This is a genomic window from Pseudomonas gessardii, from assembly GCF_001983165.1.
Taxonomy (GTDB): Bacteria; Pseudomonadota; Gammaproteobacteria; order Pseudomonadales; family Pseudomonadaceae; genus Aquipseudomonas; species Aquipseudomonas gessardii.
In genome coordinates, this window is sequence record NZ_MNPU01000021.1 from 73,838 (window position 1) to 97,063 (window position 23,226).

Annotated in this window: 20 protein-coding genes; 17 read left to right on the forward strand and 3 right to left on the reverse strand. The window is 60.8% G+C overall.

Going from position 1 to position 23,226, the window contains the following annotated elements; all coding sequences use genetic code 11:
• Positions 1–4: 4 nt before the first annotated feature.
• From tssK to tagH, 3 genes are read right to left on the reverse strand one after another with little or no spacing between them, the layout of a single operon-like run.
• Positions 5–1,339 carry a type VI secretion system baseplate subunit TssK gene (gene tssK, locus BLL38_RS16160; protein WP_076963458.1) on the reverse strand — a complete coding sequence of 445 codons (1,335 nt, stop codon included), beginning with the start codon at positions 1,337–1,339 and terminating at the stop codon, positions 5–7.
• Between the two features lie 18 nt (positions 1,340–1,357).
• Positions 1,358–1,864 (reverse strand): type VI secretion system lipoprotein TssJ, encoded by a 507-nt coding sequence (gene tssJ / locus BLL38_RS16165; RefSeq protein WP_076963459.1) that lies wholly within the window; start codon positions 1,862–1,864, stop codon positions 1,358–1,360.
• 43 nt (positions 1,865–1,907) lie between these two features.
• The gene (gene tagH, locus BLL38_RS16170; RefSeq protein WP_076963460.1) at positions 1,908–3,266 is read right to left on the reverse strand and encodes a type VI secretion system-associated FHA domain protein TagH; all 1,359 of its coding nucleotides are present in this window, start codon (positions 3,264–3,266) and stop codon (positions 1,908–1,910) included.
• Between the two features lie 402 nt (positions 3,267–3,668).
• Between tagH and tssA the strand changes: the two genes are divergently transcribed.
• The 17 genes from tssA (at position 3,669) to BLL38_RS16255 (ending at position 23,104) form a co-directional block, all read left to right on the forward strand.
• The gene (gene tssA / locus BLL38_RS16175) at positions 3,669–4,688 is read left to right on the forward strand and encodes a type VI secretion system protein TssA (RefSeq protein WP_076963461.1); all 1,020 of its coding nucleotides are present in this window, start codon (positions 3,669–3,671) and stop codon (positions 4,686–4,688) included.
• A 54-nt stretch (positions 4,689–4,742) separates the two neighbouring features.
• Positions 4,743–5,249 carry a type VI secretion system contractile sheath small subunit gene (gene tssB / locus BLL38_RS16180; protein WP_010168268.1) on the forward strand — a complete coding sequence of 169 codons (507 nt, stop codon included), beginning with the start codon at positions 4,743–4,745 and terminating at the stop codon, positions 5,247–5,249.
• Between the two features lie 2 nt (positions 5,250–5,251).
• Positions 5,252–6,748 carry a type VI secretion system contractile sheath large subunit gene (gene tssC, locus BLL38_RS16185; protein ID WP_076963462.1) on the forward strand — a complete coding sequence of 499 codons (1,497 nt, stop codon included), beginning with the start codon at positions 5,252–5,254 and terminating at the stop codon, positions 6,746–6,748.
• A gap of 147 nt (positions 6,749–6,895) precedes the next feature.
• Positions 6,896–7,384 (forward strand): Hcp family type VI secretion system effector, encoded by a 489-nt coding sequence (locus BLL38_RS16190; protein WP_029289879.1) that lies wholly within the window; start codon positions 6,896–6,898, stop codon positions 7,382–7,384.
• Between the two features lie 81 nt (positions 7,385–7,465).
• Complete coding sequence (locus tag BLL38_RS16195; protein WP_076963463.1) at positions 7,466–7,915, forward strand: type VI secretion system amidase effector protein Tae4; 450 nt, start codon at positions 7,466–7,468, stop codon at positions 7,913–7,915.
• Positions 7,915–8,349 carry a hypothetical protein gene (locus BLL38_RS16200; protein ID WP_076963464.1) on the forward strand — a complete coding sequence of 145 codons (435 nt, stop codon included), beginning with the start codon at positions 7,915–7,917 and terminating at the stop codon, positions 8,347–8,349. Before BLL38_RS16195 ends, BLL38_RS16200 begins: the two co-directional genes overlap by 1 nt.
• Entirely contained in the window at positions 8,343–8,858 is a 516-nt protein-coding gene (gene tssE, locus BLL38_RS16205; protein ID WP_032856764.1) for a type VI secretion system baseplate subunit TssE, read from the forward strand. The genes BLL38_RS16200 and tssE overlap by 7 nt, the downstream gene beginning before the upstream one ends.
• Complete coding sequence (gene tssF, locus BLL38_RS16210) at positions 8,855–10,711, forward strand: type VI secretion system baseplate subunit TssF (protein WP_076963465.1); 1,857 nt, start codon at positions 8,855–8,857, stop codon at positions 10,709–10,711. The genes tssE and tssF overlap by 4 nt, the downstream gene beginning before the upstream one ends.
• On the forward strand, positions 10,675–11,718 hold the full coding sequence (gene tssG, locus BLL38_RS16215; RefSeq protein ID WP_076963466.1) for a type VI secretion system baseplate subunit TssG: 1,044 nt from the start codon (positions 10,675–10,677) through the stop codon (positions 11,716–11,718). Before tssF ends, tssG begins: the two co-directional genes overlap by 37 nt.
• Positions 11,711–14,374, forward strand: coding sequence for a type VI secretion system ATPase TssH (gene tssH / locus BLL38_RS16220; protein WP_076963467.1), 2,664 nt, complete (start codon positions 11,711–11,713; stop codon positions 14,372–14,374). Before tssG ends, tssH begins: the two co-directional genes overlap by 8 nt.
• A gap of 170 nt (positions 14,375–14,544) precedes the next feature.
• Positions 14,545–16,485 (forward strand): type VI secretion system Vgr family protein, encoded by a 1,941-nt coding sequence (locus BLL38_RS16225; protein ID WP_076963468.1) that lies wholly within the window; start codon positions 14,545–14,547, stop codon positions 16,483–16,485.
• Between the two features lie 15 nt (positions 16,486–16,500).
• The gene (locus BLL38_RS16230; RefSeq protein ID WP_076963469.1) at positions 16,501–16,935 is read left to right on the forward strand and encodes a DcrB-related protein; all 435 of its coding nucleotides are present in this window, start codon (positions 16,501–16,503) and stop codon (positions 16,933–16,935) included.
• Between the two features lie 12 nt (positions 16,936–16,947).
• Positions 16,948–21,309, forward strand: a complete 4,362-nt coding sequence (locus tag BLL38_RS16235; RefSeq protein ID WP_083743070.1) for an RHS repeat-associated core domain-containing protein — start codon at positions 16,948–16,950, stop codon at positions 21,307–21,309.
• A 3-nt stretch (positions 21,310–21,312) separates the two neighbouring features.
• On the forward strand, positions 21,313–21,600 hold the full coding sequence (locus BLL38_RS16240; protein ID WP_076963470.1) for a hypothetical protein: 288 nt from the start codon (positions 21,313–21,315) through the stop codon (positions 21,598–21,600).
• A gap of 125 nt (positions 21,601–21,725) precedes the next feature.
• Complete coding sequence (locus BLL38_RS16245) at positions 21,726–22,169, forward strand: hypothetical protein (protein ID WP_076963471.1); 444 nt, start codon at positions 21,726–21,728, stop codon at positions 22,167–22,169.
• A 65-nt stretch (positions 22,170–22,234) separates the two neighbouring features.
• Positions 22,235–22,747 (forward strand): barstar family protein, encoded by a 513-nt coding sequence (locus tag BLL38_RS30125; protein ID WP_083743071.1) that lies wholly within the window; start codon positions 22,235–22,237, stop codon positions 22,745–22,747.
• Between the two features lie 210 nt (positions 22,748–22,957).
• Positions 22,958–23,104 carry an SMI1/KNR4 family protein gene (locus BLL38_RS16255; RefSeq protein ID WP_242627613.1) on the forward strand — a complete coding sequence of 49 codons (147 nt, stop codon included), beginning with the start codon at positions 22,958–22,960 and terminating at the stop codon, positions 23,102–23,104.
• Positions 23,105–23,226 lie beyond the last annotated feature (122 nt).

Consider the following 23,226-nt stretch of genomic DNA (forward strand, 5'->3'; position numbering starts at 1 on the left):
CGGATTATCCTCGGATCGCCCAGAAGGCCAGGTTCAAGCCCGGGAACTGCCCGGCGATATGGAAGGCAAAGCCGCCGGAGTGGATCAACTGCTGCCAGTGCTCGCTGCCGCGGTCCAGCTCGTAGTAGGTGGAGCCGGCGTGATACGGGATCTGCCGTGGCGCCACCGGCAACGGCAGCAGGCCGATGCCCGGCAGTTGCAGGTTGACCAGGTCGCGGATGTGCTCCACCGAGCCGACCTTGCTCTGCTGGCCGAAACGCGCGCGCAGGGTTTCGCCCGGTACATCGGCACGCACCACGAGGATGAAGCTGGCGCTGTCGATCAGGGTCTTATCCGCCAGCATCGCCACATGCACGCCGTAGGCTTTCTCGACAATCGGGATCGGCGTGGCCTTGCTGTCGATCAGCATCGACAGCGCTTCACGCAGGGCCTGCATCACCGGGGCGAAGCTCAGCGCCAGGTCGTCGTGCTGGTAGCGCGGGTATTCTTCGGGGCGCCGGCCCGAGGTGGAGAAGGTCGAGAACTCGCCGGCCAGGCTGACCAGTTCACTGAAGAAGCGCTCCGGGTGCAGCGGGCTCAACTGGCTCAGGTGCTGGATCAGCGGCTGGGCGCGGTTGACCAGTTGCAGCAGCATGAAGTCGGCGATCTCCGAGGCGCCCCCGGCGCCCGAGGCCACCACCCGCCCGGCCAGGGCTTCGCCACGCTGGTGCAGCAGGCCCAGCAGCTCACTGCGAAACGCCGTCAACGGCTTGCTCGCCGCCACATCGAGCACCGGCGGGATGTAGCTGTCATCCAGCACCAGGGCGCGGTCGGCGCGTTTTTCCTTGATGCGCACCAGGCCGATGGCGGCGTAGTCGCTGACGCCATCGGCGGCAGTCAGCAAGCGCAAGGCCCGGGAGCCGACGGCCACCGGCGCGCGGTTCTCGAAGGGTGCGTTGTCATCCCGCACCTCGCGCACCTGGCTCAGGTAACGCGCAGCACCCAGGGGCTCGCCTTCGTCCACCGTATCGCGGGCACCGGCACGCTTGAGGGGCAAGGCCAGGTACACCAGGCCGTCACGCAGGTTGTCGTCGATATTCAGCGGGCTCGGCGCCAGGTCGTCCTGGGGAATATTGAACGGGGTGCCATCGGGCAACAGGCCACGGGCCGAGACAATGGCCAGCTTGCCCTGGGCCAGCAGGCCCTGGTCGAGCAGCAGTTCGCAAAACCCCCAGGCACCGGCCGCCAGCGGGCGGCTGCGGGCATCGATCAGGTTTTCCAGGTAACGGTCATGCTGCTGGAAGTGCTGCGTTCCGATGAACATGCCTTCCGACCAGACCACGCGATTGTTCCAGGACATGGGGGCTCCGATTGCTTCTTATTGGGCAGGGCTGGATGGGGAAACGCTGAGGTGCGCACGTACGGCGCGCACATCAAGGCTGATCTGGTATTGGCTGGCCTGGCGCGGCGTCACGCTGAACACCGTGCGCCATTGCGCGCGGTCCAGTTCGCGATAGCCCACCAGCAAGCCGATCTGCCGGGTGGCCGGGTCAAGGTCGCGCTGGATGCTCAGTTGCTGGCCGGGCTGGATCACCACTTCATCCTGGTCCAGCAGGTCCAGGCCGAGGGTCGGCTGGGCACGATCGGCCAGGGCGAAGTAGTCGGCACGGCTGAAAGCTGCGGCGTTTTTCAGCTCGAAAATCCGTACCCGCACCGGGGCTGGCTGGCCCGTGGTGCCAGGGTTGAGCCCAGCGATGGCATGGAAGTGCAGTTCGACGCGGGTAGTGTCGATGTGTGCCTCTGGCGCCTGGGGCGGCGCGGCATCCTTGGCACAGGCCGTCAGCAGCAACAGGCTGGCGGCTGCGAGTAAAAACCTGGAAATCATCCTGCGTCCTCAATGACGTATGTGGCTGTCCGTTGTTCCAGTTTCAGCGCCGCTGTCGTGCGCTGTGTGCTTCATAGGCCCGGCTGAATTCACGGCCGAACAGGTCCTGGAAGTCCTCCTGGGCCTCACGGGAAATACTGTTGTAGAGCTCGGTGAACTGTTGCCAGTACTGGGCCTGGCGCGAACCGTTGAACAGGCTCGACAGCCCGCCGGGCTTGCCCATGCGCGTTTCCAACTGCGCGGGCTCAAAGCGCGTCAGCAGATGTTGGATGGCCGCCTCGACACCGGCCATTACCGCCAGTTGGTGGGCACGCAGGTCGTCGAAACTGTCGCGCACCGCCAGGTCCGGCGCCATAAACGCCTGGTTGCCGTGACGAAGCAGCAGCAGTAACGCTTCGTCGGCATTCGGTGCGAATTTCAACGGGTTGTTTTCCACCGGCTGGATCGTCGTCTGCTGCATGCGGAACTCGCCCTTGAGGCTGCTGCGCGCACGCAATACGTCGATCAGGCCTTCGACCATCAGCCGGTAGCTGCGGCCAATGCTTTCCATCTGCGCCTCGGCCTGGGCCTTGTCCAGGCGCAGTTGATCCAGACCGGCACCGCGCAGGAAGGCTTGTAGCAAATCGGTTGGGTTGGCATCTGCCACGGGGAGCGGGGGCTCGACCACAGGTGGCGCGGGGGGAGGCTCAGGCGGCGCGATGGTCGGCGGCGGCGCGATGGTCGGCGGCGGTGCGCTGATTGGCGGCGCGGGTGTTGTACCCAACAGATCCCAGTCTTCTGGAATCACCGCGCCCGCAGTCACCGGCTGCTCGGGCGCAGGCACGCTAACGGCGATGGGCGGGCGAAAATCATGCTGTTCAGCCGGCACATGGTCAGGCTGGGTGGCCGGTGGCACGGCCGTGGGCGCGAGGAAATCGAACAGGTCCGGCAGCGTGTCCATCGACGACGCGCCCTGGAACTGCGGGGCAATCACCGGGGTCGGCAGTGGCGTGGCCACGGCTCCACTGTGTCGCCCCATCAGCGCTTCAAAACTGTTGGAGGCGTCACCGGCGAAAGGCAGGCTGCCTGTCACATTCACGCCGGAATCAATCCGTGCCTGGATTTCGTAATCGCCGATCCGAATCAACTCACCGTCTTGCAATGGCTCGCTATTTCCCCGGCGCAGACGAATACCGGCATTAACCAATTCCACACCGTTGGTACTGTTATCGGTCAGGTAGTAACGACCATCTTTGTATTGAATAACGCAATGTTGCGCGGAGACCAATCGCTCGGGATCGGGCAATATCCAGTCGTTTTCACTGGAGCGGCCAATTGCCATCAATCCATTATCCATGGACTTTTCCGGGCATTGACCTGGGGTGATCTTGTGATAACTAGTGATAGTCAAACACAGCGACATCTTGCCTCCTTGCTGAACCTCGCGCACGGCCGACCCAAGGGAAACACCTTCCCAAGCACCACCCGCCAAATCCTTGAAACAACCTATAAAAGCCATCTTTATCAGCATGATCACTGATTTTAACTGGCTCTTGTGACAAAAATCCTCCAGCAGTGCCTGCATTGACTCATGGGTCGCACAGGTTGTTAAGCACCGCACATCTGTCACATGGGACGAATAGCTTACCTTGACAACGCCTAACTACTACACCAAAAATGCACAACTTCTTGAAGATAAGTAGTGGCACATTGAAATCAATGCGCTGAGCCGACCAAGAAACCATGCCGATAAAGTGCGCAACTAGCTGCGCAACTAACGCATGAACTGCCCGAGACTAACTGGGCGATATGGAGATCGAATTTAGTGGATGTGCCGTTGCTGCTCGCCGCTGTTTGCGCGACTTCGCCGTGTGGCGAAGACTTGGAATATGACGCGGATTTCCTGCAATTGGAACGTGCTGCCCAGGGTCAACCCGAGCGCAGCATGGGCGATGCCATTTTGCCCGCCGAGCCACCCGAGTGGCGTAGTATCCAGCAACAAAGCCTGGACCTGCTGCAACGCAGCAAAGACCTGCGCATCACCCATTTCCTGCTGCAAAGCTCCCTCGCCCTGCAAGGCGTCGGCGGGCTGGCCAGCGCCCTGACCCTGATCAGCGAACTGCTCCAGCAGTACTGGGCCGAGCTGCATCCGCGCCTGGATGCCGATGACGGCAACGACCCCACCGTGCGCATCAACGCCCTCGCCGGCTTGACCTGCGACACGAACATCCGCCTGCTGCGCGAAAGCGTCCTCACGCGCTCGCGAGCGTTCGGCCCCGTGAGCCTGCGTGGTGCCCTGAATGCCAGCGGCCTGCAAGGGTTTCCCGGCGAAAGCCTCGGCGCCGAGCAACTGGCCGGGGCCTTTCTCGACAGCGACCCAGAGCAGCTGCAAGCCACCCACACCGCCCTCGTCGAGGCCCGTGCGGCCTGTGAAACCATTGAAAAATATGTCAGCGAGCAAGTCGGTTCCGCCCAGGGCGTGGACCTCGGCGCGCTCAAGCAGTTGCTCAAGCAGGCCCTGCAGATTTTCAGCCAGTTCGCAGCGCAAAGCGGCGACAGCCGTGAACCCGAGGTGGTCAGTGACGACAGCCACGCCTCGGTCGGACACGCTGGCGCCCCTGCCGCACCCCGCAATACTGGCGAGATCGCCAGCCGCGACGAGGTGCTGCGCGAGCTGGACCGGATCCTGGCGTACTACACCCGGCACGAGCCTTCCAGCCCGCTGCCGGTGCTGTTGAACCGGGCGAAAAACCTGGTGCACGCCGATTTTGCGGCCATCGTGCGCAATCTGATTCCCGACGGCATGTCCCAATTTGAAAACCTGCGCGGCCCGGACGGCGAGTAAGTCGCCAGGCTTTGCAGTAACAACACCGTCGCTCAAGCGACCAGGAGCAGCAACGTGGCGAAGCAAAGTTCTCAGAAATTCATCGCGCGCAACCGCGCGCCTCGAGTGCAGATCGAGTACGACGTCGAGCTTTACGGCGCCGAGAAAAAGGTCCAGCTGCCCTTCGTGATGGGTGTGATGGCCGACCTCGCCGGCAAGCCCGCCGAGCCTCTGGCTCCGGTGGCAGACCGCAAGTTCCTTGAAGTGGACGTCGACAACTTCGACTCACGCCTCAAGGCCATGCAGCCGCGCGTGGCATTCCACGTACCCAACGAGCTGACCGGCGAAGGCAACCTGAGCCTGGATATCACCTTTGAAAGCATGGACGACTTCAGCCCGGCTGCCGTGGCGCGCAAGGTCGACTCGCTGAACAAGCTGCTCGAAGCCCGTACCCAGCTGGCCAACCTGCTGACCTACATGGACGGCAAGACTGGCGCTGAAGAAATCATCATGAAGGCGATCAAGGACCCGGCATTGCTGCAGGCCCTTGCGAGCGCGCCCAAACCTGCTGGGGACCAGTAATCATGAGCGAGAATACCGCCCGCGAAGGCGCACAGAACCTGGGCGCCACCGAAGAAACCAGCGAGTTCGCCTCGCTGTTGCTGCAAGAATTCAAGCCCAAGACCGAGCGTGCCCGCGAAGCCGTCGAGACCGCCGTGCGCACCCTGGCCGAGCAGGCCCTGGCGCAGACGGACCTGGTGTCCAACGACGCGATCAAGTCGATTGAATCGATCATCGCCGCCATCGACGCCAAGCTCACCGCCCAGGTCAACCAGGTCATCCATCACCCGGATTTCCAACAGCTGGAAAGCGCCTGGCGCGGCCTGCACTACCTGGTCAACAACACCGAGAGCGATGAGCAGCTGAAGATTCGCGTGCTCAATATCTCCAAGACCGACCTGCACAAGACCCTGAAGAAATTCAAGGGCACCGCGTGGGACCAGAGCCCGATCTTCAAGAAGATGTACGAGGAAGAGTACGGCCAGTTCGGCGGCGAACCATACGGTTGCCTGGTGGGCGATTACTACTTCGACCAGTCGCCACCCGATGTGGAACTGCTGGGCGAGCTGTCGAAAGTCTGCGCCGCCATGCACTCGCCGTTCATCGCCGCCGCGTCGCCGACCGTGATGGGCATGGGCTCGTGGCAGGAACTGTCGAACCCGCGTGACCTGACCAAGATCTTCACCACCCCGGAATACGCCGGCTGGCGCTCGCTGCGTGAATCGGAAGACGCACGCTATATCGGCCTGACCATGCCGCGCTTCCTTGCGCGCCTGCCGTATGGCGCCAAGACCGACCCGGTGGAAGCCTTCGCCTTTGAAGAAAACACCGACGGTGCCGACAGCTCCAAGTACACCTGGGCCAACGCCGCGTACGCGATGGCGGTGAATATCAACCGTTCGTTCAAGCACTACGGCTGGTGCTCGCGCATCCGTGGCGTGGAATCTGGCGGTGAAGTGGAAAACCTGCCGGCCCACACCTTCCCTACCGATGACGGTGGCGTGGACATGAAGTGCCCGACCGAAATCGCCATCAGCGACCGCCGTGAAGCGGAACTGGCGAAGAACGGTTTCATGCCGCTGCTGCACAAGAAAAACACCGACTTCGCCGCGTTCATCGGCGCCCAGTCGTTGCAGAAACCGGCCGAATACGACGACCCGGACGCCACCGCCAACGCCAACTTGGCCGCGCGCCTGCCGTACCTGTTCGCCACCTGCCGTTTCGCTCACTACTTGAAGTGCATCGTGCGCGACAAGATCGGTTCCTTCAAAGAGAAGGACGAGATGCAGCGCTGGTTGCAGGACTGGATCCTCAACTACGTCGACGGGGATCCTGCGCACTCCACCGAAACCACCAAGGCCCAGCACCCGTTGGCCGCCGCCGAGGTGATCGTGGAGGACGTCGAGGGCAACCCGGGGTATTACAACTCCAAGTTCTACCTGCGCCCGCACTACCAGCTCGAAGGGCTGACCGTGTCGTTGCGCCTGGTATCGAAACTGCCTTCGGCAAAAAGCGCGTAAGCAATTCGCTCGTTCCCACGCTCCGCGTGGGAATGCCGCCCGGGATGCTCTGCGTCCCAGTGACGCAGAGCGTCACAGGATGCGTTACCACGCAGAGCGTGGGAACGATCACCCAATCAAGTGGCATCGGCCACACAGGGAGAAAACATGGCTGTTGATATTTTCATCAAGATCGGCGACATCAAGGGCGAGTCCATGGACAAGGCCCACAAGGACGAAATCGACGTGCTGAACTGGAGCTGGGGCATGGCCCAGTCCGGCAACATGCACGTTGGCAGTGGCGGCGGCGCGGGCAAGGTGAATATCCAGGACCTGTCGCTGACCAAGTACGTGGACAAGGCTTCGCCCAACCTGATGATGCATTGCGCCAGCGGCAAGCACATCGACAAGGTCAAGCTGACCGTGCGCAAGGCCGGCGGCGAAAGCCAGGTCGAGTACATGATCATCAACCTCGAAGAAGTGCTGATCACGTCCCTGAGCACCGGCGGTTCGGGCAGCGATGATCGCCTGACCGAAAACGTCACCCTGAACTTTGCCCAGGTGATGGTCGACTACCAGCCGCAGAAAGCCGACGGCACCAAGGACGGCGGCCCGATCAAGTTCGGCTGGAATATCCGTTCCAACACCAAGCGTTGATACGAAGACCCCCGGCGCCACACGCCGGGGGTTTTTGGTGCTTGCTCGAATTTCGACCTTCCTCTTTTCGGTATCTGAGTCATGGCCAAACCTTCGTTTATTAATTTGTGGAACAGCTATCCGCGCTACACCTATGCCGACCCTGCGTGCAACGATGGCTGGGCAAACCAGTGCGCTATTCGCGTGAGCATTGCGCTGTGTGGCGAACGCACGCTACCGGTCAACTCGTCGACCTATAACCTCGGCCCGCTCTGTGTGCACGGACACGCCCGAGGCGCAGAATCGCTGGCGCACTGGCTGTCGAAAAAACGTCAGCTCAGCCCACCAAAAACCTACACCACTAGTGTGGCCGACCGCGCCATATTACGGGGCAAGACCGGCATTATTTTCTTCAAGGACTGCTACCAGACCAATACTGATCGGGCTGGCCGGCCCACTGGCGACCATATCGACCTGTGGAACCGTGGCCTGACCAAGAGTGGTGATCTGTCCTCAAGCGCCAAGGAAATCTGGTTCTGGGAGCTTTTGTAATGCGTAGGCCTTTTGTTGTTGCCGTCCTGGCCGCGAGCCTTGTGAGCCTGAATGCATGCGCGGCAGAAGACGCACCTACGCCAACCGCTGCCACACAAGCGATATTTGTCGATCAGCCGCTGAGCCTGGTAGACGATCAAGGTCGCTGCACGCTGGTCAAACCCGACCAGACCCGCATGCAGTTAGACATGGAATGGCCTTGCAGCTTCAGCCTGGATGCACAGCAGAAGCTGCGGGTAGAGACGTTCAACAACACCCCGATTTTTGCGGTCTGGCGTAGCGATAAAATGCCCGCGCCCAGCCATGACTGCCTCAGCAAGATGCAAGCTGTTCGCCAGTTTCATGGGACTTTTGAGGCCGGGGCAGTTAGCACCTTTGCGGCCTGCGGCTCAGGTGGCGACCAAAAAATGTATGTAGCGCCCTTTACGTGGTAACCGAAATCGCCACCCGCGACCGCCTGCAACCGTCCCTATTGGACCGGTTGACCGACGACGAGCCGAGCAATCCCAAGGAAAGCGCGGACAAGCGCGTGCTGTCCCTGACCCAGCTCAAAGCCTCGGTGCTGCGGGACCTGGCGTGGCTGCTCAATACCACCTCGCTGCTCAACGCCGATGCCACGCTGCATACCCCGGCCGGGACGTCAGTGGTCAATTACGGGCTGCCGGCGCTGGCGGGCAACAGTGCGTCGAGCGTCGATATCAATGCCCTGGAAGCCTTGATCTACCAGGCGATTGCCACCTTTGAGCCGCGCATCCTGCGCCACACCCTGCGGGTCAAGGCGCGGGTGGCCCATGGCGAGATGAATCACAACGCCCTGAGTTTCGAGATCGAAGGCGACCTGTGGGCGCAGCCGGTGCCCTTGCGCCTGTTGCTGCAAACCGATCTGGACCTGGAGTCCGGCCATGTGCGCGTGGTCAACGCCGACCAGCGGAGGCGCCCATGAACCCGCGCCTGCTGGAGCTGTATAACCAGGAACTGCACCACGTGCGCGAGAGCGCGGCGGAGTTCGCCAAGGAATACCCGAAGATCGCCAGTCGGCTGACCCTGTCCGGCATGGACTGTGCCGACCCGTACGTCGAGCGTTTGCTCGAAGGCTTCGCTTATCTCACCGCCCGGGTGCAGCTCAAGCTCGATGCCGAGTACCCGACCTTCACCCACAATCTGCTGGAAATCGCCTACCCGCACTATCTGGCGCCGACCCCGTCGATGACCGTGGTGCAATTGCAGGCCGATCCCGATGAGGGCTCGCTGGCCAGCGGTTTCCCATTGCCCCGCGATACCGTGCTGCGCGCCGCCCTGGGCCGCGAAACCCAGACCTGCTGCGAGTACCGCACCGCGCACCCGGTGATGTTGTGGCCGTTGCAGGTCAGCCAGGCCGATTACTTCGGCAACCCGTCCGCCGTGCTCGGGCGCCTGGCCGCCAGCGAACCCAAGGCCAAGGCTGGTTTGCGCCTGACCCTGCGCACCGGCGCCGAGCTGCCCTTCAACAGCCTGGCCCTGGACAACCTGCCGCTGTACCTGAGCGGCGCCGATGAGCAACCGTTCCGCCTCTACGAGCAGTTGCTGGGCAATGTGTGCGCGGTGTTTGCGCGCCAGCCCGGCGGTGACTGGGTGGAGCGCCTGCCGCAGGACGCCCTACGGCCGCGCGGGTTCGACGACGCCGAGGCGGCGATGCCAGTGGTCTCGCGAGCGTTCCAGGGTTATCGCCTGCTGCAGGAATACTTCGCCCTGCCCCATCGCTACCTGTTCGTCGAATTCGCCGCGCTGAGCCGCGCCGTACAGCGCTGCGATGGCCAGGAGCTGGAGTTGGTCGTGCTGTTCGACCGCCACGACCCGAGCCTGGAAGGCAGTGTGGGCGCCGCGCAATTCGTGCCGTTCTGCACCCCGGCGATCAACCTGTTCCCCAAGCGCGTGGACCGGATTCACTTGTCCGAGCGGGTCAACGAACACCATGTGATTGCCGACCGCACCCGGCCCATGGACTTCGAGATTCACTCCCTGAGCGGCATCACCGGCCATGGCAGCGGGCCGGAACAAGCCTTTTTGCCGTTTTATGCCGTGCGTGATCCGTCACGCTACGGTCGCGACCAGTCTTACTACAGCGTGCGCCGCGAGCCACGGGTGCTGTCCAGCGACCAGCGGCGCAATGGCCCGCGCTCCACCTATGTGGGCAGCGAGACCTTTGTCAGCCTGGTGGACAGCCAGCAGGCGCCTTACCGTCACGACCTGCGCCAATTGGGCGTGACCGCGCTGTGCACCAACCGCGACCTGCCACTGTTCATGAGCGTGGGCAACGGCAAGACCGACTTCACCCTGGCCGACAGCGCCCCGGTGCTGGCGGTGCGTTGCGTCGCCGGGCCCAGCCGCCCGCGCGCCAGCCACGCCCATGATGCCAAGGCCTGGCGCCTGATCAGCCAGTTGTCGCTCAACTACCTGTCCCTCAGCGAGGGCCAGGGTGCCGCCGCGCTGCGTGAACTGCTGCGCCTGTACGGCGACAGCAACGACGCCGCCCTGCAATTGCAGATCGAAGGCCTGCGCGAAGTCAGCAGCAAAGCGGTGACCCGCCGTCTGCCGATGCCCGGCCCGATCGTGTTTGGCCGTGGCCTGGAAATCACCCTGGAATTTGATGAAAACGCGTTTCGCGGCACCGGCGTGTTCCTGCTCGGTGCGGTGCTGGAACGGTTCCTGGCGCGTTATGTGTCGATCAACAGTTTTACCGAGACGGTGATCCGTACCACCGAACGCGGCGAGATCATGCGATGGAAAGCCAAGCCCGGACGGCGTCCGACCCTGTGAGTACCCTGGAGGCGATGCACCAGGAGCCCTGGGAATATGACTTCTTCCAGGCGCTGCGCCGTATCGAGTGCGAATCGCCCCACCTGCCGCGCCTGGGGCATTCCCTGCGCCTGGCCGATGACCCGTTGCGCCTCGGGCAACAGGCTGATTGCACGTTCGCCCCGGCCACCCTGGCCTCGGTGAGCCCTGGCGGCGACGGCACACCTGCGCGCCTGGAGCAGTTCTTTTTCGGCCTCGGCGGCCCCAACGGCCCGCTGCCGCTGCACATCACCGAGTACGTGCGCGAACGCCAGCGCAACAACGCCGACAGCACCAGCAAGCGCTTTCTGGATGTGTTCCATCACCGCCTGCTGACCCTGTTCTACCGGGCCTGGGCCGAAGCGCGGCCAACCGTCAGCCATGACCGGCCCGACGATGACTACTGGTCCGCGCGCCTCGCCGCCTTGAGTGGCCGGGGTATGCCCAGCCTGCTTGAGCAGGGCCTGATCCCGGACACGGCGAAGCTGCACTACAGCGGCCATCTCTCGGCGCAAACCCGCTACCCGGACGGCCTGAAGGCGATTCTCGGCGAGTATTTCGGCCTGCCGGTAGAGATTGAAGAGTACGTCGGCCAATGGCTGGAGCTGCCCGAACGCAGCCGGGTCAGCGTCAGCGCCAATCAGTTGGGGGTGGACTTTTGCCTGGGCAGCCATGTGTGGGACCGCCAGCACAAATTTCGCATCCGCCTGGGCCCGCTCACGCTGGACGACTACATGGGCATGTTGCCCGGCAGCCAGCCGTTCAATGAACTGGTGGCCTGGGTGGCCGAGTACCTGGGCCATGAACTGGACTGGGACTTGAACCTGGTTCTGCAACAACCCGAAGTCCCGGCGCTGCAACTCAACGGCCAGTTCCGCCTGGGCTTCAACACGTGGCTCGGCCAACCCGGGCACGACGCCAACGACCTAATCCTGGCCCGGCATTACGCCGATCAGGCCACCACCTCAAGGAATCCAGAGCATGGGTGAAATCAGTCGCGCCGCACTGTTCGGCAAACTCAACAGCGTGGCCTACAAGGCCATCGAAGCCGCCACGGTGTTCTGCAAATTGCGCGGTAACCCCTACGTGGAGCTGGCCCACTGGTTTCACCAGTTGCTGCAACTGCAGGACTCGGACCTGCATCGCCTCATCCGCCAGTTCAACCTCGAGCCGGCGCGGCTGGCCCGTGACCTGACCGAGGCCCTGGACCGCCTGCCCCGGGGCTCGACCTCGATCACCGACCTGTCGTCCCATGTGGAAGAAGCCGTGGAACGCGGCTGGGTGTACGGCAGCCTGATGTTTGGCGAAAGCCAGGTGCGCACCGGCTATCTGGTGCTGGGCATTTTGAAGACGCCGAGCCTGCGGCATGCGCTGCTGGGCTTGTCGTCCGAGTTCGACAAGATCAAGGCCGAGGCCCTGAGCGAGCGTTTTGACGAATACGTCGGTGATTCGCCGGAAAATGCCCTGAGTGCCAGCGACGGTTTCAACGCCGGAGCCGTGCCGGGCGAAGCCAGCGGCGCCATGGCCCCGAGTGCCATGGGCAAGCAGGAAGCCCTCAAGCGTTTCACCGTGGACCTGACCGAGCAGGCGCGCAGCGGCAAGCTCGACCCGATCGTGGGCCGTGATGAAGAGATCCGCCAACTGGTGGATATCCTGATGCGTCGGCGCCAGAACAACCCAATCCTCACCGGCGAGGCCGGGGTGGGCAAGACAGCGGTGGTCGAAGGCTTTGCCCTGCGCATCGTCGCCGGCGACGTGCCGCCAGCCCTGAAAGATGTAGAACTGCGCAGCCTGGATGTGGGCCTGCTGCAAGCCGGCGCCAGCATGAAAGGCGAATTTGAACAGCGCCTGCGCCAGGTCATCGAAGACGTCCAGGCCTCGCCAAAACCGATCATCCTGTTTATCGACGAGGCCCACACCCTGGTGGGTGCCGGTGGCGCCGCCGGCACCGGTGATGCGGCCAACCTGCTCAAGCCGGCCCTGGCCCGTGGCACCTTGCGCACGGTGGCAGCCACCACCTGGGCCGAATACAAGAAGCACATCGAGAAAGACCCGGCCCTGACCCGCCGCTTCCAGGTGGTGCAGGTGGCCGAGCCGTCGGAAGACAAGGCGCTGCTGATGATGCGCGGCGTGGCCTCGACCATGGAAAAGCACCACCAGGTGCAGATCCTCGATGAGGCACTGGAAGCCTCGGTGAAGCTGTCCCACCGCTATATTCCGGCGCGCCAGTTGCCGGATAAATCCGTGAGCCTGCTGGACACCGCCTGCGCCCGCGTCGCCATCAGCCTGCACGCGGTGCCGGCCGAGGTGGACGACAGTCGCCGCCGTATCGAAGCCCTGGAAACCGAGCTGCAAATCATCGCCCGCGAGCATGCCATCGGTATTGCCATTGGCACTCGTCAAACCCACAGCGAAGCCTTGCTGACGGCCGAGCATGAGCGCCTGGCAACCCTGGAAAGCCGCTGGGCCGACGAGAAAACCCTGGTGGACGAGCTGCTCGCCACCCGGGCGACCCTGCGCGAGAAGGCTGGCGTTGTCGACAGCGGCAACGACGCCTTACGCGCACAACTGGTGGACCTGCAACAGCGCCTCAGCGCCCTGCAAGGTGAAACTCCGTTGATCCTGCCGACCGTGGATTACCAGGCTGTGGCCTCGGTGGTTGCCGACTGGACCGGCATCCCGGTGGGCCGTATGGCGCGCAACGAACTGGAGACGGTGCTCAACCTCGACCAGCACCTGAAAAAGCGCATCATCGGCCAGGACCATGCGTTGCAGATGATCGCCAAGCGCATCCAGACCTCCCGCGCCGGCCTCGACAACCCGAGCAAGCCGATTGGCGTGTTCATGCTGGCCGGCACCTCGGGCGTGGGCAAGACCGAAACCGCCCTGGCCCTGGCCGAAGCCATGTACGGCGGCGAGCAGAACGTGATCACCATCAACATGAGCGAGTTCCAGGAAGCCCATACCGTGTCCACCCTCAAGGGCGCGCCACCGGGCTATATCGGCTATGGCGAAGGCGGCGTGCTGACCGAAGCCGTGCGGCGCAAACCCTACAGCGTGGTGCTGCTGGACGAGGTGGAAAAAGCCCACCCAGACGTGCATGAGATTTTCTTCCAGGTGTTCGACAAGGGCGTGATGGAGGACGGCGAAGGTCGGGTGATCGACTTCAAGAACACCTTGATCCTGCTGACCACCAACGCCGGCACCGAGCTGATTTCCCACGTCTGCAAAGACCCGGCAAACGTGCCCGACCCGGAAGACATCGCCAAGGCCCTGCGCCAGCCGCTGCTGGAGATCTTCCCGCCGGCCCTGCTCGGGCGCCTGGTGACGATTCCGTATTACCCGCTCAGCGACGTGATGCTCAAGGCGATCACCCGCCTGCAACTGGACCGCATCAAGAAGCGTGTAGAGAACACCCACAAAGTCGCGTTCGACTACGACGACGGGGTGATCGACCTGATCGTCTCGCGCTGCACCGAAACCGAAAGTGGCGGGCGGATGATCGACACCATCCTCACCAACAGCCTGCTGCCGGACATGAGCCGCGAGTTCCTTACGCGCATGCTCGAAGGCAAGGCGCTGGCGGGGGTGCGGATCGGTACGCGGGATAACGAATTGCACTACACCTTCAGCGACGCCGGATAACGACTGCTGGAATGTGCTCAGTGTGGGAGCTGGCTTGCCTGCGATAGCATCAACTCGGTATGACAGACATACCGAGTTGATGCTATCGCAGGCAAGCCGGCTCCCACATAGAACCAGCTCCTACAGTTGATTCGGTTTCGTCAGTAAAGACGACACTTACGGGACAACCGATGCTTTTCAACCAAGCCTCACGCCTGGCCAAGATCACCAGCCCCCTGGGGCCGGATGTGCTGCTGCTCAATGAAATGGGTGGCGGCGAAGAGTTGGGACGGCTGTTCAACTACGAGCTGCAACTCAACTCGCTGGACGCCAACATCGACCTCAACCAGCTGCTGGGCAAACCGATGAGTGTCGGCCTGCAACTGGCGGACGGCGGCGAGCGGTATTTCCATGGGCTCGTCGCCCGTTGCAGCCAGAACATCGACCAGGGCCAGTTCGCCAGTTACCAGGTGACATTGCGCCCATGGCTGTGGCTGCTGAGCCGCACCTCCGACTGCCGGATTTTCCAGAACCTGAGCATCCCGCAGATCATCAAGCAGGTGTTCCGCGACTTGGGCTTTTCCGACTTTGAAGACGCCCTGAGCCGGCCGTATCGCGAGTGGGAATACTGCGTGCAGTACCGCGAGACCAGCTTCGATTTTGTCAGCCGCCTGATGGAACAGGAAGGCATCTACTACTTCTTCCGCCACGAGCAGGACCGCCATGTGCTGGTGCTGGCCGACGCCTATGGCGCCCACGCCACGGTGCCCGGCTACACCTCGGTGCCTTACTACCCCAAGGACGAGCAACAGCGCGAACGCGACCATATGCACAACTGGCACCTGGCGCAGGAAGTGCAGCCCGGCTCCCTGGAGCTCAACGACTACGATTTCCAGCGCCCCAGCGCCAGCATCGACGTGCGCTCGGCCATGCCACGCCCGCACACCGCCGGTGATTATCCGCTGTACGACTACCCCGGCACCTACGTCAAAAGCGAAGACGGCGAACACTACGCACGCACCCGCATCGAAGCCCTGCAAACCCTGCACGAACAAGTGGAGTTCAGCGGTAACGCCCGGGGCCTGGGTTCCGGCCATCTGTTCAGCCTCACCGGCTTCAGCCGCCGCGACCAGAACCGCGAATACCTGATCCTCGGTGCCCGCTACTACATCACCCAGGAACGCCTGGAATCCGGTGGCGGCGCGGCGTCGGCGCAGTTCGACAGCAGCCTGACCTGCATCGACGCGCAACAGAGCTTCCGCCCACTGGCCAATACCCATCGCCCCATCGTCAAAGGCCCGCAGACCGCGCTGGTGGTCGGGCCCAAGGGCGAGGAAATCTGGACCGACCAATATGGCCGGGTGAAGGTGCATTTTTATTGGGACCGCCACGACCAGTCCAATGAAAACAGCTCCTGCTGGATTCGCGTCTCGCAGTCCTGGGCCGGCAAGAACTGGGGCTCGATGCAGATCCCACGCATTGGCCAGGAAGTGATTGTGAGCTTCCTGGAAGGCGACCCGGACCGGCCGATCATTACCGGGCGGGTGTACAACGCCGAACAGACGGTGCCCTACGACCTGCCGGAAAACGCCACCCAGAGCGGGATGAAAAGCCGTTCCAGCAAAGGCGGCAGCCCAGCGAACTTCAATGAAATCCGCATGGAAGACAAGAAGGGCCTGGAGCAGTTGTACATCCATGCCGAGCGCAATCAGGACATCGTGGTGGAAGTGGATGAAAGCCACTCGGTGGGGCATGACCGCAACAAGAGCATTGGGCATAACGAGACGGTGACCATCGGCAACAACCGCCTGCGCATCGTCAAGCAGGAAGACATCCTCTCCGTTGGCCAGAAAAAAACCGACAGCATCAGCCAGAGCTATGTCATCGAGGTCGGTGAAAACCTGCGCCTGGTGTGCGGGGAAAGCATCCTCGAATTGAACGCCAGCGGGCAGATCAACCTCACGGGCGTGCAAATCAGTTTCTACGCCAGCGGCGACGCCGAGTTCAACACCGGCGGCGTGCTGCACCTGAACAACGGTGGCGGGCCTGGCGCCACACCGGATGGCCAAGGCATAAAAACCAGCATCGACGCCAATATCAAAGCCGCATTCCCCGCGCCTAAAAGCTCCTGACGAGACCTGTTTGCCATGACGTACCGCATCAACGAATTCCAGTTTCAACTGCCCGCCAGCGAGCTGCAGGACGCGACAATCAATATCCTCAAGTTCCCGGAACTGGGGACCTCCCTGATCGTCAGCCGCAGCTTGCTGGCGGAAGGCGAAACCTTGCACAGCAACTTCGACGACCAGCTCAAGCGCCTGGAAAAACAGGTGCAGGACCTGCGCTGCCTGCCCAGCGTGCCGGTACGCCTGGGCACCGCCCAGGAGGTCGAAGGGATCGAGCTGCGCAGCCAGTTCAACAAGGGCAACGACAAGGTGTTCCAGTACCAGTTGGCCCTGGTGCTGCCGGGGACGCGCAAGATGCTCGCCTTGAGTTATGTGAAGGCGGACAAGCTGGGTGATGCCGAGGCGGCGCATTGGGCGATCATCAAGAACTCGTTGTCGTTCGACGTGCCTGCGTGATGGGCCTCCTGCATGTCTGACGCGTTATGGGCCGCCCGCATGGGCGATGCCATGGACCACACGTCGATGATGGCCGACATTCTCGGCGGCGTGCTGGAGGTGGCGGCGAATATCGCGATTACGGCGCTGGCCACCGCTGCAGTAGTCGCCGCCACCGGGATCACGGTGGTCACGGGCGGACTGGGGTGCTTCCTCCTCGGCGCGGTGGTGGGCGTGGTCGTGGGCCTTGCAATGAGCAAGAGCGGGGCCGACAAGGGCCTGAGCAATTTATGCGAGGGCATCGGCAACGCGCTGTTCCCACCCACGGTGCAGGCCAATATCCTCACCGGTTCCTTCGACACGTTTACCAATAACATCCCCTCGGCCCGTGCGGCCGGGGCGGTTGTTTCCCATGTGGCACCGGCCGGCACCGAGCTGGAAATGCAGGCGCCGGAAGAAGAAGCCAGCTACCTGGACATGGCAGGCGAGTTCTTCTCACAGATGTGGCGCCCCACCGTGGCTTCGCCTGCGCCAGGCACAGAGACCAAGCCCGAAGACCTGGTGCTTTGCATGAAGCACCCACCGATGCCGCCGCAGTTCATGGCCGAAGGCTCGGCCAAGGTGACCATCAACGGCCAGCCCGCCGTGCGCAGCGGTGACCGCAGCACCTGCGATGCGAAGGTGGTGTCCTCCGGGCTGATCTCCCCCGACGTCACCATCGGCGGCGGTTCAGTGGTGGTGCGCGAGATTCGCAGCGGCAAGACCCCGGGGGTCGGGCTGGCCGTGACGGTGCTGCTGATGCTCAAGGGCGGCAAGGGCAAGTTCTTCAGCAAATTGCCGTGCATGCTGGTTGGCGGGGCGGCGTCGATGGCCGTCAGCAGTGCCATGGGCGCGGCGGCCAACGCGGCCATGGGCTCGTCGAACCCGGTACATGCGGCCACCGGGGCCAAGGTGCTCGGCGGCGATGACGATCTGGATTTCGTCCTGCCCGGCCTGCTGCCGATTGACTGGCAGCGCGTCTACAACAGCCGCGACGAACGCCGTGGCAGCCTGTTCGGCACTGGCTGGAGCGTGCCGTATGAGGTGTGTGTCGAGATCCAGCCGCATCCCGAGGGCGGCGACACCCTGATCTACACCGACGAACAGGGCAGGCCCATCGACATGGGCACCATCCCCTTGGGCGGCGCGGTGTTCAGTGCCGGTGAAGGGCTTGCTGTACGACGCCACCGCGATGGGCCGTTGCTGATTGAAAGCGACGATGGTGTGTACCGCTTGTTCGAGCCCACCCCGGCAAACCCGTCGCGGCTGCGCCTGAGCCAACTGGGTGACCGCAACGACAACCGCATCTACCTTGATTATGACGAGGCCGGGAGGCTGATGCGGCTGCGCGACACCTTCGACCTGGTGCAGGTCGAACTGATCCGCGACCCGCTCCACGTAACCCGCATCGAGCGCGTATACCCCGATCAACGCCGAGAAGTGCTCGTCAGCTATGGTTACGACGCCATCGGCAACCTGGCCGAGGTACGCGATGCCAGCGGCCAGGTGCAACGGCGCTTCGCCTACGACACCGGGCAGCGCATGGTGGAACACCAGTTGCCCACCGGCTTGCACTGCTTTTACGAGTGGGCCCTGATGGATGGCCAGGAATGGCGGGTGGTCAAGCACTGGACCAACGAAGGCGACGCATACCAGTTCGACTATGACCTGCAGGCCGGCACCACACGCATTACCGACAGCTTGCAGCGTGTCAGCACCCGCCACTGGAACAGCCAGTACCAGATCACCCGCTACAGCGACAACCTCGGCCAGACCTGGCTGTTTGAATGGAACGACGAGCGCCAATTACTCAACGCCACCGACCCGCAGGGCGGCCGCTATGAATACAGCTACGACGAGGCCGGCAACCTCATCGGCGAAACCGACCCGCTGGGACGCAGCGACTCGACGTTGTGGCTGGAACACTGGGCCCTGCCGTTGGTGCAAACCGACGCCGCCGGCAACAGTTGGCGCTACCGCTATGATCAGCGCGGCAACTGCACCGTCGCCATTGATCCGCTGGGCCATGTCACCCGTTATCGCTATGACGCCCATGGCCAGGTCGTCGAGATCATCGACGTCACGGGCAAAAGCAAAAAGCTGCGCTGGAACCCGTTCGGGCAGTTAGTCGAGCATATCGACTGCTCGGGCTACCCAACGCGGTTCAGCTACAACGAGCGGGGCTATTTACAGGTCATCACCGATGCCCTCGGTGAACGCACGCAGTTCAGTTATGACGCACAGGGGCGCCTGCTCAGCAACCAATTGCCGGATGGCCGCACCGAGCAATACCAGCGCGATGCCAGTGGGCAGTTGGTGGGCTATACCGACCCCGCCGGGCACACCACGCTCTATCAAAACAACCGGCGTGGCCAGGTGCGCCAGCGCACAGACGCCCATGGTCGGCAGGTGCAGTTCGGCTATGACAGCTACGGGCGGCTGCAAGCGCTGGTCAATGAGAACGGTGAAAGCTATCGGTTTGCGTGGGACGCAGGGGATCGGCTGACTGAACAGCAAGACCTCGATGGCAGCGCTAAGCGCTACGACTACGACTTGCTCGACAACATCACGGCGGTGACTGCGATTCCAGCGCCTTACGGCAATGGCCTGGCGGTGGTCCCGAAGACGCTGCCGACGCCCATCGTTCACCGACTGGAGCGCGATGCGGTCGGCCGACTGGTCGCCAAAACCACCGACGATGGCCGCACCGACTACAGCTACGATGCAGTCGATCAGCTCACAGCCGTCACCTTCACCGACTTGCAGGGCAAAGCCCAGGCCTTGGCTTTCGCCTACGACGCTGTCGGCCAGTTGCTTGCCGAACAGAGTGCCAGTGGCAACCTGCAACACCATTACGACGAACTCGGCAACCTGATCCAGACCCAACTACCGGACGGCCGCTGGCTCAACCGCCTGTACTACGGCAGCGGCCACCTGCATCAAATCAACCTCGACGGCCAGGTCATCAGCGACTTCGAGCGCGACCGCCTGCACCGCGAAGTACTGCGCACCCAAGGCCAGCTCAGCACCCGCAGCGAATACGACCGCAGCGGTCGATTGCGCTCACGCCAACGCCGCCTTAACAGCCAGCCATCGTTGATGCCCGCAGCTGCGCAAAAGCAGTTCGAGTACGACCCCGCCGACAACCTGATCGGCAAACTCGACCAGCAGCCCTCCACGCAGCATCGCCAACTGCTGCACTACGACGCCACCGGCCGCATTATCGCAAGCCAAGACAGCCTGCACGGCCAGCGCGAAACTTTCGCCTACGACGCCGCCGCCAACCTGCTGGACGGCCCACAGGCAGGCGCCGGGCTGGTGGTGCATAACAAGCTGCTGACCTATCAGGACAAACGCTACCGCTACGATGCCTTTGGCCGGATGATCGAAAAACGCAGCGGCGCCCGTGGCGTACAACACTTTGCGTACGACGCCGAAAGCCGGCTAATTGAAGTGCGCAATGCAGGCGGCAGCGTGGTGCGCATGGCCTACGACCCGCTGGGCCGACGCATCGCCAAGACCGAACATGGCAGCAATGGCTATCCACTGGGCGAAACCCAATTCATGTGGGACGGTTTACGCCTGTTACAGGAGCAAAAGCACAGCCAGACCAGCCTCTATCTCTATGAAGACGAAGGCTACCAACCCCTGGCCCGCGTCGATGGCATCGGGGCGCTGCAAAAAACTCGCTACTACCACAACGACCTCAACGGCCTGCCGGAGCAACTGACCGAGGCTGATGGGCATAATGTATGGCGAGCGACTTATCGGGTGTGGGGCAACACAGTCGAGGAGGTGCGCGAGCCCTACTACATTGAAGAACAGAACCTACGGTTTCAGGGGCAGTACCTGGATCGGGAGACGGGGCTGCATTTTAATACGTTCAGGTTTTATGATCCGGATGTGGGGCGGTTTACTACGCCGGATCCGATTGGGTTGGCGGGAGGGCTAAACACCTATGCCTACTCACCCAACCCATTCATGTGGTCAGACCCCTTGGGCCTGGCAGCCTGCGCTAAGAACGTGGACGCCCTGCGTAACGGCCCTCAAAAAACCGTCGTGAAAGTGAAAACTAAAAAAGAAGCGAACGAGTTATTGAAAGAAGCATTTCCAAACAGCCAAAAAGTCAGAGGCATAGGATCGCAAGACGCCCAAGGTATAAGAAAGAAAAACAAGATGGACCAATTCAAAAAGAGAGATGGGAAAGTACGATATAGAAAAGATTATCCCATTAATAAAGAAACAGGTCGCGTTTATGGTCACGACGATCCGAAAGGTACAGGCCACGGTGAACTACCGCACGTCAACATTAAGCGCGCCGATGGCACAATGGTCCGAATTGATATTACAGGTTAGAGCATGAAAAATCTCATAGAAGCACTCAACGCTGGAAAACGCCGAGGCTACGAGGAAAGACGTGAAATAGATGGGGTTTCATTTCTATTTCAATACGCCATAAAAAAACAGAATAACCTGTATTACACCTATTTTTTCTCAGTAGACGAGTCCCAAATGGACGTCCTTGAAGATGATGAAAACGAAGAAATACTGATATTTCCGAGTCTCGATGAAGCATTGAGTCACTTAATCAACAGAGGCGCCATAGTGGAAAAATTTTCAGCCATCAAAAACACCTTGCCTTTTTAAGAGTACGCTGGCCAGCTGATAGTAAGCGAGCTCAAACTTACCAAAGGGAAAAAGAAAAACCAGAAAACCGGGACAGATTCATTTAAAGTCGAGAAGCCTAAATATCCAAAGTTAGAGTATTACCAATGAAAGATCTGTCAGAAGAAAATCCGGACTTGGAAGTAAGAATATCTTCCATCATGGAAGCCGGAAACGAATTGGATGAAGCCGGCAAAAAGCCGGAAGCCCTCGCTGCCTATGAGCAAGCGTGGGCATTACTCCCAGAGCCAAGACTGGGCTGGAAACTATTAACTGGATGGATCGCTGGCTCTTTTTATAATTTCTATTTTGACGCTGGTGATTTCAAAACTGCCAAAACCTGGGCTCAAGTCACGCTAGATGGTAGAAGTTCGGAGCGCAATACAGCGCCATTGATAGATTTGGGCATGGTCTGCGTCGAGCTTCATGAGGAAGAGAAGGCATTTCAATATTTTGACGCCGCCTACGCTTTCGGTAAGGAGCGAGCATTCAAAGAAAGACCGAAAAAGTATTTGAAATTCTATTTGGATAAAAAGAAAAAAGGTGTGTGATCTTCCCACACAAAAATCAGTGAAGAAAAAGGACAGATTTATTTAAGGATCGCCCAGCCAAGTAAGTGCAAGAATCAAATAAGCCTGAGAATCCTCTGGCCGGCCTCACCGAGGTGGCGCAAATTTCAACGGCCTACCGGAGCAACAGGAAAAACGGGAAAAACGGGACAGATCTATTTAAAGTCTATTACACTCAAGATCACTATGATCTCATTCATAGAAATCAACCTAGGCGGGTGGAAGTGATGAATATAAAAGCAATTATTGAATTAGACTTCTCTAAAATAAGAGACGTAGATCAACTGTACGAAGCTTTAGCTGAAAAATTCGGTTTCCCAGACAGTTATGGCAAAAATGCCGACGCAGTAATTGACTGTTTATTTGGTTTACGCTACCCCAAGGAAGGCATGACCAAAATAAGTTTAGATCCGACAGAAAAAATTATAATCCAAACAAAAAACGTCACTAGCGCTCAACAAAAAACGAGAGAAGCACTTATATTTATCATTGAATTCGTAAACTACAAATGCCAATTCAAAGAAACTCCTTCGTCACTTCTCTTACTCCTTGAACGCTGACCCTTAAAGTTCTCAACCCATCCGCTTGGCACCAAAAAAAGTGGGGACTGGAAAAATGGGAACAGGTATATTTAAAATTTTTAGGACTTTTCCGAAAGATTTTGATAGAGGATAAACCAATCTAATTCTGCAATATTTTATATTCATTATAGCTACAATACCGCCATGGACTAGCCAAACTAAATCCACTCCACAATGGATCATTAAAGCATGCATGTGTTTCGACTGAAACTTGAAGACTCCAAGCAGGCTCTTTCTGTACAGGAACTGAACGAGTTCCAAGAGTTGTTCCGTGTGCAATTACCGACGGCCTTTAGAGCGTTTTATCTAAAGCATAATGGCGGTGATTTGTCGTAAGCGCTCCATAAACCCCACCTCCCGCTGGTGGGGTTTTGCGTTTTAAAGTGGCGTTGTGGGTTTGCAGTTCCACGGCAGCAGCGCTTCGTAGCCTTCGATGCAATTGGCCTGAGGCAGGCGTT